The 14,910-nt window shown below is 65.3% G+C and carries 13 protein-coding genes; 6 read left to right on the forward strand and 7 right to left on the reverse strand.

The features are described 5' to 3' along the window. The first annotated feature begins 65 nt into the window (after positions 1-65). Positions 66-1,472, forward strand: a complete 1,407-nt coding sequence (locus EG850_RS06145; RefSeq protein ID WP_124971542.1) for a maltokinase N-terminal cap-like domain-containing protein — start codon at positions 66-68, stop codon at positions 1,470-1,472. Between the two features lie 132 nt (positions 1,473-1,604). On the opposite strand, the gene EG850_RS06150 is transcribed toward EG850_RS06145, so the two are convergent. Further along, on the reverse strand, positions 1,605-2,198 hold the full coding sequence (locus tag EG850_RS06150; protein WP_124971545.1) for an SRPBCC family protein: 594 nt from the start codon (positions 2,196-2,198) through the stop codon (positions 1,605-1,607). A 172-nt stretch (positions 2,199-2,370) separates the two neighbouring features. After that, positions 2,371-3,960 (reverse strand): MFS transporter, encoded by a 1,590-nt coding sequence (locus EG850_RS06155; RefSeq protein WP_235829230.1) that lies wholly within the window; start codon positions 3,958-3,960, stop codon positions 2,371-2,373. Between the two features lie 200 nt (positions 3,961-4,160). Between EG850_RS06155 and EG850_RS06160 the strand changes: the two genes are divergently transcribed. The 4 genes from EG850_RS06160 to EG850_RS06175 all read left to right on the forward strand — a co-directional run bounded on the left by EG850_RS06160 (position 4,161) and on the right by EG850_RS06175 (position 9,636). Next, a complete protein-coding gene (locus tag EG850_RS06160; RefSeq protein WP_124971548.1) occupies positions 4,161-4,703 on the forward strand; it encodes a TetR/AcrR family transcriptional regulator in 543 nt (180 codons plus the stop codon). A gap of 132 nt (positions 4,704-4,835) precedes the next feature. Beyond that, positions 4,836-5,396 (forward strand): hypothetical protein, encoded by a 561-nt coding sequence (locus EG850_RS06165; protein WP_124971551.1) that lies wholly within the window; start codon positions 4,836-4,838, stop codon positions 5,394-5,396. Positions 5,397-5,706: 310 nt separating this feature from the next. After that, on the forward strand, positions 5,707-7,851 hold the full coding sequence (locus EG850_RS06170) for an ATP-dependent Clp protease ATP-binding subunit (protein ID WP_124971796.1): 2,145 nt from the start codon (positions 5,707-5,709) through the stop codon (positions 7,849-7,851). Positions 7,852-8,133: 282 nt separating this feature from the next. After that, positions 8,134-9,636 (forward strand): UDP-N-acetylmuramoyl-L-alanyl-D-glutamate--2,6-diaminopimelate ligase, encoded by a 1,503-nt coding sequence (locus EG850_RS06175; RefSeq protein WP_185714960.1) that lies wholly within the window; start codon positions 8,134-8,136, stop codon positions 9,634-9,636. A 286-nt stretch (positions 9,637-9,922) separates the two neighbouring features. On the opposite strand, the gene EG850_RS06180 is transcribed toward EG850_RS06175, so the two are convergent. The 4 genes from EG850_RS06180 to EG850_RS06195 form a co-directional block, all read right to left on the reverse strand. Continuing rightward, a complete protein-coding gene (locus tag EG850_RS06180) occupies positions 9,923-10,519 on the reverse strand; it encodes a hypothetical protein (RefSeq protein ID WP_124971557.1) in 597 nt (198 codons plus the stop codon). Positions 10,520-10,540: 21 nt separating this feature from the next. Then, complete coding sequence (locus EG850_RS06185; protein WP_124971560.1) at positions 10,541-10,975, reverse strand: hypothetical protein; 435 nt, start codon at positions 10,973-10,975, stop codon at positions 10,541-10,543. A 33-nt stretch (positions 10,976-11,008) separates the two neighbouring features. Then, entirely contained in the window at positions 11,009-11,449 is a 441-nt protein-coding gene (locus EG850_RS06190) for a hypothetical protein (RefSeq protein ID WP_124971563.1), read from the reverse strand. A 382-nt stretch (positions 11,450-11,831) separates the two neighbouring features. After that, a complete protein-coding gene (locus tag EG850_RS06195) occupies positions 11,832-12,404 on the reverse strand; it encodes a nitroreductase family protein (RefSeq protein WP_124971566.1) in 573 nt (190 codons plus the stop codon). Positions 12,405-12,525: 121 nt separating this feature from the next. Between EG850_RS06195 and EG850_RS06200 the strand changes: the two genes are divergently transcribed. Beyond that, positions 12,526-13,926 carry a serine hydrolase domain-containing protein gene (locus EG850_RS06200; protein ID WP_185714961.1) on the forward strand — a complete coding sequence of 467 codons (1,401 nt, stop codon included), beginning with the start codon at positions 12,526-12,528 and terminating at the stop codon, positions 13,924-13,926. Positions 13,927-14,020: 94 nt separating this feature from the next. On the opposite strand, the gene EG850_RS06205 is transcribed toward EG850_RS06200, so the two are convergent. After that, entirely contained in the window at positions 14,021-14,857 is an 837-nt protein-coding gene (locus EG850_RS06205; RefSeq protein WP_124971572.1) for an exodeoxyribonuclease III, read from the reverse strand. Positions 14,858-14,910: the final 53 nt, after the last annotated feature.

The raw sequence follows: 14,910 nt of genomic DNA on the forward strand, positions 1-14,910 counted from the left end.
GCCGGAATCGGGCGGCGCCAAGGCGCGCGCCACTACCGTGGGGCGGGAGCAATACGGGAGGCGAAATGCAGGATGTGCTCGAACTGCTCGGTGGCTGGATGCCGCTGCAGCGATGGTACGCGGGTCGGGGAGAGGCCGCACAATTGCGGTTGTTGGGGAGTTTTGAGCTTGCCCCGGCCGCACCTGAGCCGGGTTTGCGGCTGATCACGGTCGCCCTCGTGCGCGATGACGCGACGCAGGCCACCTACCAGGTGCCCCTTGTTATTCGCGATATCGACTCAGCCATGCCTGCCCTCGGCTACATCGGTGCGGTAGGTGAACAGTCGAGTCGCGCTTCGCTCGTCGACGGCGCACATGATCCGGCGTTCGCGCGGGCACTCATCCGGCTCATCAGCGATGAGGCAGAGGTGGTCGGTGGCCCGACCCCGAACGGTGCCGAGCCAGTGCGCGTCTACGGCCAGCCAATGCCGGGTTCGCGAGTCGGTGAGTTCGTCACCGCTCGAGTGCTGCAGGGTGAGCAATCGAATACCTCGATCGTCTGCGAGTTGCGCGGCGATGATGGCGAGGAAGCGGTGCCGCTCATCATCAAGATCTTCCGCCACCTGCACGCGGGCGATAACCCGGATGTGACACTGCAGACGGCGCTCGCGGCCGCCGGTTCGCTGCGGGTACCGCCGACCTTCGGCCAGCTCGCGGGTGTGTGGTCAGAAGATGAGGGCCAGGTTTCGGGGCATCTCGCCTTTGCACAGGAGTTTTTCGCGGGTGTGGAGGATGCCTGGCGGGTTGCGTTGCGCGCCGCCGAGGGCGGCGAGGACTTCACCCCGCTCGCGCGGACGCTCGGCGAGGCCACGGCTGAGGTGCACGAGGTGCTGCGCCGGGTGATGCCGAGCGTGGCTCCGACGACAACTGATATTGAGATCGCCGTCGAGCAGATGTGGCGACGCTATGAGCTCGCCCGCGTCGAGGTGCCGGCGATTGCCGAGCACGGTGAGGCGATTGAGCGCATCTACGGGCGCGCGGCCGATGCGCAGTGGCCGGTGCTGCAGCGCATCCACGGCGACTATCACCTCGGGCAGGTACTTGCCGTGCCCGACCGCGGCTGGGTGCTCCTCGACTTTGAAGGCGAGCCGCTGCGGCCGCTCGCCGAGCGCAATGCACCCGATGTGCCCCAGCGCGATGTCGCCGGGATGCTCCGCTCCTTCGACTATGTCGCCGGTGCCCTGCGGATGCAGGCGGGCGAAGAAGTCGCGGGGGAGTGGGCCGAGGCGTCGCGCCGGGCTTTCCTTGAGGGCTACGCCGCGGGGCAGGGCGAGGCGGATGAACAGGCGCCGTCGGCGGCTGATCTCGAGATCTTGCTCGCCGCCTATGAACTCGACAAGGCCGTGTATGAGGCGCTCTATGAGGCGCGGCACCGCCCCGATTGGCTGCCGATCCCGGTGGCCGCGATCGAGCGCTTGCTCGCCGACGCGTAGCTCGGTGACCACTAATCCGCGTGCTTCCGCCTAATCCGCGCGTTGCAATGCGCGGATTAGGCGGGAACGAGCGGAAAAGCGTGGGGGCGGTGGGCCGGCGAACCGGTCCACCGCCCCCACGGTGTCAGGTGACTACGCCCAGGCAGAGCTGCGCGTGGTCGCAATCGGCAACGAGTCGGTGTCAACCGGAACCTCGTGCAGCTTGCTGTTCGGGTCGAGTACGAGCTCAACTTCGCGCTCATACTGCGGGATGAGCTCCACACGACGCTCGCGCAGGTGGGCACCGAGCGCGATGTGGTCGAGCAGCCAGCGGCTGAGGAACTCAAACTGTGCGTGCCAGGTCGCAGCGTCGGCTGCGGCATCGGCAACGGGCACGTTCTCGTGGGTGAAGTGGAACGTGGTGCCACCGTTTTCGCGGGGCGAAAGTGAGAAACGCACGACGGTGTCGACACCGTCGTTGAAGTTCCACGACCACACGAGCGAATCGGGCTCGCTGGCGACGAGCACCTCACCCTTGGCAACGTGGTCGCTGCCGTTCAGGTAGGTGAGTTCGTAGTTGCTGCCGACCTCGTCAAGCGGAATGGTGGTGTGTCCGAGCCAGCGGCTGATTTGCGCGGGCTCAGTGAGGGCGGGCCAAATCTCGGTACGGGCGAGGTTCGACTCCACCGTCAATTCGATCGAGAGGTTCTCTCCGAACCGCTGCATCGAGCTGTGTACTTCAGGCATGTCGCCTCCTATCTTTTCCCTGCCGGATGGACTCCGGCGAGCCGCCGATCGGGGTGATCGACGTCGACCCCTAAGAGGCCGCTAGGTAAAGTATAGGTGAACAAAAGGTAAACAACATGATTTGTTGTGGAGTTTTTGTAACGTCAGCCCAATCGCTTAAGCCTAGTCCACGTTAGTTCGCGGCGACTGGGATGCGGTCGGTCGGGAGAGGCTCCTGTTGCTCAGCCTCGCTCGACTCACGCTCGCCGGCAACCGGAGCTGCACCAGCGACGCCGCGCTTGCGTAGCATCCTGCCCGCGAAGGTGACGACCAGGGCGGTCGCCAGCAGTGCCGCGCCAGTGATGATCGAAGTGATCTGCTCGGCCGAGGTGAAGGCGGTGGCGGCTGCCGCCTGCAACTCCGCACCCTTGGCGCCGGCTTCGCGGGCAATGTGCGCCGCGGCACCGAGCGTTTCGCGCGCGGCGGCAGCATCCGCATCCGCCAACCACTGCGGCAACACGAGGAAGCGCTGATAGAGCGCCGTCGCGAACCCGCCGATGATCGCGGTGCCGAGCACCGCGCCGAGTTCAAAGCCGGTCTCGGATGCAGCTGATGCGGCACCTGACTTCTCGACCGGCGCCGAGGTAACGACGAGTTCGGTCGAAGTGGTCCACGCGAGGCCGAGGCCAAGGCCGAGCACGACGAGGCCGATGAGCCAGGGCCACGGTGAGGTAGTCACGCCCCAGATGGCGACGATGCCGTAACCAATCGAGCCGATGACGAGGCCGAGCACGATCGTCTTCGCGCCACCAATCCGCGACTTCACGAACGGCACGGCGAGCGTCGCAAGGATGATCATGCCGGCAGCGGGGAGCAGTGCGATGCCCGCGAGGGTCGTCGGCATGCCGGTGATGATCTGCAGATGCAGGGTGATCATGAAGATCATGCCGTACTCGGCAACGTTCGTGACGATGTTGATGATGAGGCCGCCACCGAACGCGGGCTTGCGGAAGAGTTCGAGATCGAGCATTGGATGCGTGAGTACGCGCTGGCGACGCACAAAGAGCGTGCCGAGGCCAACGCCGATGCCGAGCGCGGCGGTGCCGAGCCAAGCATCCCCGCCGGTGGCGAAGGTCTTGATGCCGTAGACGAGCGCGATCATCGCGATCATCGCGAGCGCGGCCGATACGACGTCGACGCGGCCAGCCTTCGGGTCGCGCGCCTCGGGGAGGAGCCACGCGAACGCGAGGAAGAGCACCGAGAACGGCACGCCGACGAGCAAGATCGAGGTCCACGGGAAGTGGTCGAGGAGCACGCCACCAATAATGGGACCAGCGGCGGCAGCCGCCGAGAAGACCGCCGACCAGATGGCGATGGCCATGGAGCGGGCGCGGGCCGAGATGAAGATGGTGCCGATGAGCGCGAGCGTCGCTGGCAGCAGCATCGAGCCGAACAGGCCCGTTGCGGCGCGGGCGGCGATGAGCCAGCTCGCGTTCGGCGCAAATTCGGCAACGGCTGAGATGAGTGCGAAGCCGAGCGCGCCGATGATCAGGATGCGCTTGCGGCCAAAGCGGTCGCCGAGCGACCCCATCGGGATGAGTAGACCCGCGAGGACGAGCGGGTAGACGTCGACGATCCAGAGCAGTTCGGTGCCGGTGGGCTGGAGGGCCTCGGAGATCGCGGGCATGGCAAAGCTCAGCGCGGTCGTCGAGGCGCCGACGAGCACCACGGGGATGAGAAGCACGGCGAAGGCAAGCCAGCCGTTGCGGATCTGCGGGGACACGATGGGGTTCCTCAGTCTTGTGGGTTCGAGTAAGGCTTGTGGGTTCGAGTCATTGGGATGCGGCACTCGCCGCGTGACTCGAGTAACTGTACCGGACAACCGGTATAGTTTGGAAGGGGCGATCTGAACGGCTGTGAAACAATCGAACGAACCGCATCCTGTTGCGGATGCTGGTGTCGCTACTCACGTGAAAGGACCCGATGGCCCGCCCACCCCACGCCCGCGATCGGGCACTGCAAGCGTTCATCCACCTCGTCGTGGATGGCGGTGATCGGGCCGCGACGATTGAAGCCGTGGCGGCCAAGGCGGGCATTTCGCGCGGCGGCTTGCTCTATCACTTCCGCAGTCGCGAGGCGCTCATCACTGCCTCGCTTGACCTGCTTCGTGAACTTGCGGCCAGCGAGGTCGAGTCGATGCGGGCGGCACCCGAAGGGGCGGCGCGCATGTATATCCGCACCTCGCTCTTTGAAGGCACTGACTACGACTACGCGATTCAGGCCGCCGTGCGACTCACGCAATCGGGCAATGATGCCGCCCGCACCGCGATGCGCGAGGTGCTCGAGCAGTGGCGCGCGGCCATTCGTGATGATGTTGGCGACGAGGGTGTTGCCGCGGCGGTGTGGAATATGGGCGAGGGGCTCTATCACCTCGCCGCAATCGGGCTCTTGCCCGAGGGCGAGGATGCGCGCCAGGCACTCGTTGCGCAATTGCTCGCCCAGGTCGACAAGCTCGACCCGCGCTAGCGCGGCAGGGTATCGCGGACCGTCTGGCACTCGGCAAAGTTGCCACCCGGTAATGAGAATGATAGTCATTAGTAGAAATCTCGTACCGCGTGAGTCACGTAACATCGCGCCCGAGGCGCTGGAAAGATCCCCATGCTTCGCACCCGTATTCGGGGTGCCGCCGTTGCCGGAGTGCTCTGCGCACTCGCGGCAGCCGCGGTATTCCCCGCCGCTGGCAGCGCACTCGCCGCCAGCCCAAGCATTCAAGCTGCGAGCGCAGCCGCAAGCCCGCCCGACGACCACGGATTCATCGTCGCTGAACGCGCGCACGTGGACAGCCCCAAGGTCTACTGGGCTGACGGTGGCTTTGACCTGCGTGCCGGCATTGGCTCGGCCGTGCATTCCATCGACAACACGATCAACTCGCTCGGCCACGGCTACGACCGCCAAGGTCGGCCGACGTTCCTGTTCACCGTGCCCCAGGATGCACCCGAGCTTGCGTTCCTGGGCAACGCGGGCGAAACCTGGCACGCCGCCCCGGCCGTCTCGAACCTGCCGCACGAACCCATCTGGGCTACCAACCGGGCACGAGCTACCCGGGAGTCATCGAATTGCGTTCGACCGGCGCTGAGCGACCCAGGTGGTGAGTTCGGCTGCCGGTGCGAGTACTGTCAGCCGTGGCAACGCGGCCGCAGTAAGTGGCCATGGTGGTAGCCCGGGGCTGACTGGGCAATCAGCGCTGGCCGACGCCCTCGGCATCACCGGCGTTGACCCCGCCGTGCTTGGTCTCGGCGTCGGTGGTGGCGGCACGGCGATCCTGGCTGGAATTGCCTTGCTCGTGCGCTGGTACCTCGGTCGGATGCGACGACTCGCCGAGGCTGAGTCTTTGCCGTGAGGAAGCGCATCCCCCTGGTGTGTTTCGGGGAATGATCTAAACTTGAGTCATCTCGACTCAGGTAGTTGAGTGTGACTTCACTCAATAATCAATCCCCGAGGCCATCGGAAGGAGACCAATTTGGCCAATATGCAGGGCGCGCCGACTCCCGACGAGGAATCGCAGAGCGCACTAGAAAAATACGGTGTCAACCTCACCGAGATCGCCCGCACGGGCAAACTCGACCCGGTGATCGGTCGTGACTCCGAAATTCGACGCGTCAGCCAGGTGCTCACGCGTCGCACGAAAAACAACCCGGTCCTCATCGGTGAACCCGGCGTCGGCAAGACCGCCGTCGTTGAAGGCCTCGCCCAGCGCATCGTCGCGGGTGACGTGCCCGAATCGCTGAAAGACCGCGACCTCATCTCGATCGACATTTCGGCGATCCTCGCCGGCGCGAAGTACCGCGGCGACTTTGAAGAGCGCATGAAGGCGGTGCTGCAAGAGATCAAGGAATCTGAAGGCCGCATCATCACCTTCATCGACGAGCTGCACACGCTCATGGGCGCAGGTGGCGGCGAATCGAGCGTCAGCGCATCCAATATGTTGAAGCCGATGCTCGCGCGCGGCGAACTGCGACTCATCGGCGCCACCACGCTCGACGAGTACCGCGAGTTCATCGAGGCCGACTCGGCGCTCGAGCGCCGTTTCCAGCAGGTCTACGTGGGCGAGCCAAGTGTCGAAGACACCATCGCCATCCTGCGCGGCCTCAAAGAACGCTACGAAGCGCACCACAAGGTCGCGATTAGTGACTCGGCGCTCGTAGCTGCCGCATCCCTCTCGAACCGCTACATTGCCTCGCGACAGCTGCCCGACAAGGCCATCGACCTCATCGACGAAGCCGCCTCGCGGCTGCGCATGGAGATCGACTCCTCGCCGATCGAGATCGACACGCTGAAGCGCCAGGTCGACCGCATGAAGCTCGAAGAGCTCGCGCTGAAGAAGGAACACGACGACGCTTCGAAAGAGCGTCTCGCGAACCTGCGTGAGCAGATGCAGAACATGCGGGATGAACTCACCGAGCTGCAGACGCGCTGGGACGCCGAGCGGGCGAACCTCAACCGCGTCGGTGACCTCAAGGCGAAGCTCGACGATGCCCGCATCCGTGCCGATAAGGCGCAGCGTGAGGGCAATCTCGAGATGGCAAGCCGCATCCTGTATGGAGAATTGCCGGGGCTGCAGCAGCAGCTGCGCGATGCTGAGGCCGCCGAGAGTGCTGAGACGCCGCTCGTGAACGACCACGTCACCGAGAGCGATATCGCTGGTGTCGTGGCGGCGTGGACGGGTATTCCGGTTGGCCGCCTCATGCAATCGGAACGCGAGAAGCTCTTGCACCTCGAAGACCAGTTGCATGAGCGCGTCATCGGCCAGAACGCGGCCGTGACCGCGGTGTCGGATGCGATTCGCCGCTCGCGTGCGGGCGTGAGCGACCCGACGAAGCCGACCGGCTCGTTCCTCTTCCTTGGCCCCACTGGCGTTGGTAAGACCGAACTCGCGAAGGCGCTCGCCGAGCTGCTCTTTGACGACGAACACGCCATGGTGCGCATCGACATGTCGGAGTACGGCGAGAAGCACTCGGTGGCGCGCCTTGTCGGTGCTCCTCCCGGCTACGTCGGCTACGAACAGGGCGGCCAGCTCACCGAAGCGGTGCGGCGTCGGCCCTACTCGGTGGTGCTCTTCGACGAGGTCGAAAAGGCCCACCCCGAGGTGTTCGATGTGCTGCTGCAGGTGCTCGACGACGGACGCTTGACCGACGGTCAGGGCCGCACGGTCGACTTCCGCAACACCATCCTGATTCTCACTTCGAACCTCGGTTCGCAGTATCTCGTCGACCCGACGCTGTCGACGGCGCAGAAGCATGATGAGGTGATGGCGACGGTGCGCCGTTCGTTCAAGCCCGAGTTCGTGAACCGCCTCGACGAGATCGTTGTGTTTGATGCGCTGGCACCCGACCAGCTCGCGAAGATCGTTGGCCTCAATGTGGCCACGCTTGAGCGTCGCTTGGCCGAACGTCGCCTGCGCATTGAGGTTGACGCGGATGCACGCGAGTGGCTCGCCGAGCGCGGGTACGACCCGATCTACGGTGCGCGCCCGCTGCGTCGCCTGATGCAGCAAGAGATTGACGACCGCCTGGCTCGCGCGATCTTGGCCGGGTCGGTGCACGACGGCGACACCGTGAAGGTCGCGGTGGCGTCAGACGGCGCCGGGCTCACGCTCACGACCGTCGGCGAGTAGCTGGCGCGGTCTCGATACGCCTTCGGCTACTCGACCAACCAAACGCTGGTTGGTCGAGTAAGCGCGAGCGCCCACCTGGTTGGTCGAGTAAGCGAAGCGCATCGAGACCAAGTGGCCCTCTCGTGGCGAAGTACCCCACCCATGCGTGGGGGAGATCGCCACGAGAGGGCCACTTCCGTTGCGCAGGATGGGGGGCATCCCCACTGTCTGGCATACCGCCCCGGTGCTAGCATCGGTGGGCTAGCGGGGCGCCCAGCCCCACCCGATGTTGCTGGAGGCGAGATGCGCCTAGCGGATGCCCTCGAGGGCGTTGCTATTCGCGAAACGGCCTGTTTCGACCCGGATCTCAAGGTCGACTCCGTCACGATCGACTCGCGTCAGGCGCATCCCGGTGCCGTGTTTGTGGCAGTGCCCGGCTTTAAGCAGGACGGTGCCCGGTTCATCCCCGCCGCCATTGCTGCGGGGAGCCGCGTCATTGTCACCGCCGCGCTTCCGGCCGACCCGGCCCCGGGCATCACCTATCTCGCCGTTGACGATGTGCGCGCGGCCATCGCGCCAATCAGTCGCAATGTCTACGGCCGCGCCGATGAGCGGATGCGGATGCTCGGCGTCACCGGCACGAACGGCAAGACCACGGTCGCCTATTTCACCGCCGAGATTCTGCGCGCGCATCAGCGCCGCGTCGGCATCATGGGCACGATCGGCTTCGACATTGACGGCGAGATTATTGAGACGCCGAACACGACGCCCGAAGCGCCGCTCCTCCACTCGCTGTTGCGAGATGCCGCCAATGCTGGCGTCGACGACGTGATCATGGAGGTCTCGTCGCACTCGCTTGAACTCCACCGCGCCGACGGCATCCCTTTCGCGGTGACGATGTTCACGAACCTCACCGAAGACCACCTCGAGCTCCACGGCGATATGGAGCGCTACTACGCCGCGAAGCGCAAGCTGTTTGAACTCGCACCAGAGTCGGTCGCGGTAATCGACATTGACGGGCCCTGGGGCCGTCGCCTTGCTGACGAACGCGAAGCAACCGGCTCACCCGTGCTGCGCACTTCAGCCGCCGATCCGTTGGCGGGGCTTCGTGCCGAGAACGTGCGGATGAGCATCCTCTGCACTGAATTTGAGCTCGTCTACCAGGATGCGCGCCGGCCCGTGCGGCTGCACTGGCTCGGCGACTACAACGTGCGCAATGCGCTTACCGCTGCGGGCGCGGCGCTCTCACTCGGCTACTCCCTTGACGAGACCGTCGCGGGGCTTGAGGCGGCGAAGCCGGTGACCGGGCGGCTTGAACCGATCGCGAACGATGACGATCTCGCGATCATCATTGACTACGCGCACACGACGGATGCGCTCGCGGCCTGCCTGCGCGCGGTGCGGGCGCTGTCGGATCGCCCGATCACGCTCGTGCACGGTGTGCTCGGTGACCGGGTGCATGCTCTGCGGCACGAGATGGGCGTGATTGCGGCACACGGCGCCGACCACGTCATCTTCACCGAAGACGACCTCAAGGCCGACACACTCGAGGGCGTGCTTGCCGATGTGGCGCCCGCGCTCGATGCGGGCCCCGCCACGTGGGAACTCATCGAGAATCGCTGGGATGCGATTGGTGCGGGAGTCGAGCGGGCGCGGCGGGGGGACATCCTCGTTATCGCAGGCAAGGGTCACGAGCGCCAGCTGATTTTGGGTGATGGCGCTGGCGTCATCTACCTCAACGAGCACGATGCTGTCGCCGAGGCGCTCGCGGGCCGCGACCCGCGCGCCCTCGACCCGCGCGGCTAGCCGCATCCCCGCCGAGCGCTGAGACGCTCGCGCCGCGCCCGTCGCCGCATCGCACCGAGCGCTGAGGCACTCGAAGCGCGCCCGCAACTCGCATCCCTGACCCTTCGCGACAAACCTGACCCGCGCATCGGTCGGGTTTGTCGCGATGGCTCGAATCACGGGTCAGGTATGTCGCAAGGGCTCGAACGAACGGCTGGGATTGTCACGAACGGTCAGGTTTGGTGCCGCGAGAAGAGCCACCCCGCCGAGCGCTGAGGCACTCGAAGCGCCCGCCACACCCATGCGACTAGCAGTTCCCGACACCCGGGTTGAGTGCCGGTGGGCCGCTCTGCGCGTACATCACCTCGACGGCGCTGCCACCCGCATCCATCTGGAAGACAATGGAGTTGCCGTCGTCGGCGGCGACGCCCCATCCAGGTGCTCCGGTCATCACGTTGGTGTCGAGGGCGACAAGCTGGCTGCCGTAGGTGGCCTGCAATTCGCTCAGCGTCATGCCCACATGTGCACCCGAAGGTGTGCGCACGCTTGCGTCAGTCGTGCCGACGATTGAGAGGGTGTCGCCCGGACCGAAAAAGTAGAGATAGGTCGCGCCCATCGCGACCGCTGCGTCACTCGGCTGCGGGCAGAATCCGCCGTCGTCGACGTACCAACCGCCGCTGACGGCATCCGCCCTCGTCATGCCGAGATGAATATCACCGAGACCGCCGGTATTGAGTTCGCCACCGTCGTTCGCGGCGCCGCCAGTGGGTGTAAGCACGAGATCATTGCCAGCGCCGGTGACGTCGAAGCTGAATTCACCAGAGGGGTCGCCCTGCTTTGTGCCGACAACGGTGATCCGCACGCCAGTGGCGGTGACTTCGAGAGCAGTGCCGTGGGCTTTCAACTTGTCGTGCTCGATTTCGGCCTAGTCAAGCAGCGCCCCACCAGGACCCACCATGACGAGCACCTCGTGCCACGAGACTCCGCCGGCGTGACACGAGAAGAAAGCAACCGCTTCGTCGACGCCGTCACCGTTGAGATCGGTGAATACCGGCTGAGGCGAATTATCGATCTCGAGATGGGCGAGATACATGCCGCCATCGGCGCCGAAAGAGCGCGAGCCGTTCTCGAGTCGCATGCCCGGCGCAAAGTTTGGGCAGTAGTCGGGCACCTCCATGCTGAGGAGGTCAGCCTCGGTGGTCGTCGCTGTTGGCGCCGCGGTGGTGGGGGCCGACGAAGAGGATGCCGGCGGCGCGGGCGTTGTCGTCGGCTCACTCGTGGGGGCGGTTGCGCAGCCGCTGAGCGCTAGGGCAGTTGAAATCGCAATGGCAAGGCCCGACAACGCGGCGCTAAGTCTCATGCCTGGATGCTATTGGATATTGGCCTGAGTTCACTAGCGAATGAGCATGAAATAAGTTGCCGCGAGCACGATTGGCGCGATCATTGCGGCGGTGACGAGCAGGATGCGGGTGCGCTGCTTCTTGGCGATGCGGATGCCCGCAATGATGAACATCGCCGTGACGAGCGGCGTGAACAGCGCAATAAACGAGGGCACCGGGCCGGGGAACGCCGCGGCACACTCGGCCTCGGTGACGCAGGTCATCATGCTTGCGGTGATGCCGGTGAACATCGCGAAGGTTGAGACGAAGACGATGATGGCCGCGAAGATCGAACGCACGAGCAGCGGGTCGAGCTGCGGCAAGCCCGACATGCGATGGGCGGCGCGATCGTGCTCGAGGGCCGAGGCGTCATCGGGGACGACGAAGTCATCGGGGAGTGGGGCGAGGTCGTCCGGCTCCTCATCGCCGGCGGCCGGCGGCTGTTCGGTCGACATGCCCTCACCCTACGCCGGGTGCCAATGAGGGCAGAACCACAACTGTCATCAGGATGGGGTCATGATTCCGGGCTCGGAACCCGAAAAGTCATCAGGATGGTTCTATCCCGCAATATTGCGGGATAGAACCATCCTGATGACAGTTAGGGCAGACAACTGCTCGGGTTCGGCGCTTCGAGGGCCTCAGCGGGCGGGCTTGGGCCTCAGCGGGCAGAATCGGGTCACTGCGGGGGCGGGCCGGACGTGTTCGCGTACCCAAATGTCACGCCTGGGCGTAATGGAGGCGCATAGGGCAACAAGATCGCTCAGGCGTGACAATTTGGTTCGGCGCTTCGAGGGCCTCAGCGGGCGGCCGGGCCCCGGCGCGGCCGGGCCTCAGCCCCTACGCGTCGATGGTGGTGATTGCCTCCAGGGGGAGGCGCTCGCGCGGGGAGGCATCCCGCTCGCGAATCTTCTCGCTCACAGTCTCATCGTCAGCGTGCAGGCCGAGACTCAACAGCGTGAACGGCTGGTAGCCCTCGGGCACGAGGTCGTTCAGCTCATCGCGGTGGAAACCGAGCATCTGGTGCGCGTGCAACCCGAGGGCCTCTGCCTGCACCGACATGTGCGCCGCGGCCTGACCGAGGTCGTACTCGGCGACTGGCAGGCGGTCGCCCTCTTCGTTCTCGCGGCGCTCTGCGAGCAGTATGAGCGCCAAGGTCGCCGGGGTCCAGGCCTGGTTGAAGCCCATCATCGAGGCGACAATGCGCTCGAAGGTGGGGGTGCCGCGGCGCGCGGCGATGAAGTGCCAGGGCTGCGAGTTGCTCATCGATGCCGACCAACGGCCTTCCTCGAGCACCGAGTTCAGCTCCTCAAGCGAGATCACATGCGTGGCGTCGAAGCCGCGCGGGCTCCAACGGTTCGCGAGTAGGTTGTGGATGGGGGCCGAGGTCTCATTGCGGGCAGTGCTCGACATGCAAGGGCTCCTTTGGTTCGAGCGCGTCACGGATGCGTGCGTGACGCGAAGTGCAACGCGGTCGGGCAAGGACTATTCCTGTCTGGTCGCGCGGTACGCGCTCGTGCGAAGATTGCGAATCGTGACCCGCCGCATCCTGCAACGAAGTGCCGCCGCGCTCGCGATGGTGCTTGCAGGCGTACTTGCCGGATGCTCCGACGTCTCAATTCCTTCGCCCACGGCACTGCCGCTACGACCCACCGAGGTCGCGGATTTCGAGACGGTCGAGCTGGTCGAGTTGTTGCAACAGCTCGTGGATGCGGGTGCTCCCGCCGCGCTGATCGAGGTGCGAAATGGTGAAGAAGTGTGGTCGGAGGCGCTCGGAGTGGCCTCGCTGAAATCGGAACTGCCGGCCGCGACCAACCAGACCTTCCGAATTGCCAGCCTGACGAAGCCGATGGTTGCGGCGATTGTGTTGCAGCTTGTTGCCGAGGATGAGTTTGAACTCGACAGCAGCGTCGATGAGCTCGTGCCGGGGGTGCTCGGGGGCGCGCCCGCTGAGGTGACCGTGCGGCAATTGCTCAACCACACCTCGGGGCTCCCGGAGTATGTGGATGCGTTGCAGCCCGCCGGTCCCCGCGATCTCGACACGATGCTGCGGACACCCCACACCGATGCCGAGTTGCTTGCGCTCGCGCTTGCCCAGCCGTGGCTGTTTGCGCCGGGGGAAGGGTTTGCGTATTCGAACTCGAACTACATCGCGCTCACGATGCTCATTGAGCAGGTGACCGGCGTGCCGCTTGCCGAGTCGCTTCGGGTTCGGATCACTGAGCCGCTCGGCTTAGCGAACACGAGCCTGCCCGAGGGCGAGCAACTTGGTGACTCGCATCTGCGTGGATATTGGGTTGAGGATCAGCTTCGGGTGGACGTCACCGATCAGCAGTCGTCGCTCTGGTCGGGGGCTGGCGGTGTCGAGTCCACGATCGGCGAGATCGCGACCTTTGAGCGAGCGCTCGTGACTGGGCGCGTGGTGCCCTCGGAGCTGCTCGGCGAGATGCTCGCGCTTGGTGCTGATGGCTATGGGCTGGGGATGCAGGCGCGCGTGGATTCCTGCCCGCCCGGGGATGCGGCGTTGCTGCCATTTGCTGAGGGGTTGCCGACGGCCGGGCCGGATGCGACCGGCACGGCGACTGCCGAGGCAACGGTTCCCGAAACCGAAGCGGCGACCGAGGAGGCAGAACCGTTTGACGAGTTCGATCCCGAGGCGACGGAATCGGTGCGCGTGACGAATCCTCCCGAGCCGACCTCGGGGTCGCTGATGCAATCGGGCGAGGGTCCGCTCGCGGTGCAAATTGGGGAGCCAGGCTATGTTTACGGGCACATTGGCTCGGGGCTTGGCTACCGCTCGCTCACGTTCACGAGTCCGGATGGCGTGCGCCAGGTGACGATCGCGTGGACGGCCTCGCCGAGTGATTACGGGGCTGATCCGCGCATGCCGATCGCCTACGCGCTCGCCGACGCCGCCCTCAGCGTCCGCTGCTAGTTGCGGCGCTGGTCTCGATCTGTCGCTTCGCTCCTACTCGACCACCCAGTGAGCCTGGCTCGTCGAGTAGCGAAGCGTATCGAGACGCCCGCCCCTAGAAAATCATCGGCCGGTCGTCGTCGAGCTCGGTCTCGAGATCAAGCTCCACCACCACCGGCACGTGGTCGCTCGGGCCGTCGCCTTTGCGCTCATCCCGTTCGATTGATGCATCCACGACCAGCTCATCAAACTCAGGCGACCCGAGCACGAAATCAATGCGCATCCCCTCATTGCGAGGGAATCGCAGCTGCTGGTAGTCCCAGTACGTGTAGCCCTCGATGCCGCGATCGCGGGTGATGTCGACGAAGCCATCAGCGAGGAAACCGCGGAACGCATCCCGCTCAGGCTCAGACACGTGAGTGCGGCCTTCGAAGAACTCGCGATCCCACACATCAATGTCGAGCGGCGCAATATTGAAGTCGCCCATGAGCGCAATCGGTGACCCCGGGTGCTGTTCGCGCCACAGCGCAGTGTCTGCGCGCAGCGCCCGCAGCCATTCGAGCTTGTAGTCATAGTGCGGATGCGTCAGCTCGCGACCGTTTGGCACATAGAGCGACCAGACGTGCACGCCCTCGACCTCGGCACCGAGCGCGCGCGCTTCGAGCGGCAGGGCCCCGGATGCATCCGCCTTGCCGAAGCCGGGCTGGCTCGGGAAGCCCTCGGTGACATCGTCGATTGGCAGGCGCGACGCGATCGCCACACCGTTCCACTGGTTCGTGCCGTGCGCGATGACCTCGTAGCCCGCGGCCTCGAAGTCTTCGTAAGGGAACTGTTCGGGCTTGCACTTGATCTCTTGCATTGCGAGCACGTCGATATCGGCACGGGAGAGGAAGTCGACAACCCGGGCCTTGCGGGTGCGGATGGAGTTCACGTTCCAGGTGGCAATGCGCATGCCGCTACGGTACCGAACCGGCGGGCTGGCCTGGGCAGGCTGGCTAGACTGGC

It is taken from the genome of Gulosibacter macacae (assembly GCF_003865375.1).
Taxonomy (GTDB): domain Bacteria; phylum Actinomycetota; class Actinomycetes; order Actinomycetales; family Microbacteriaceae; genus Gulosibacter; species Gulosibacter macacae.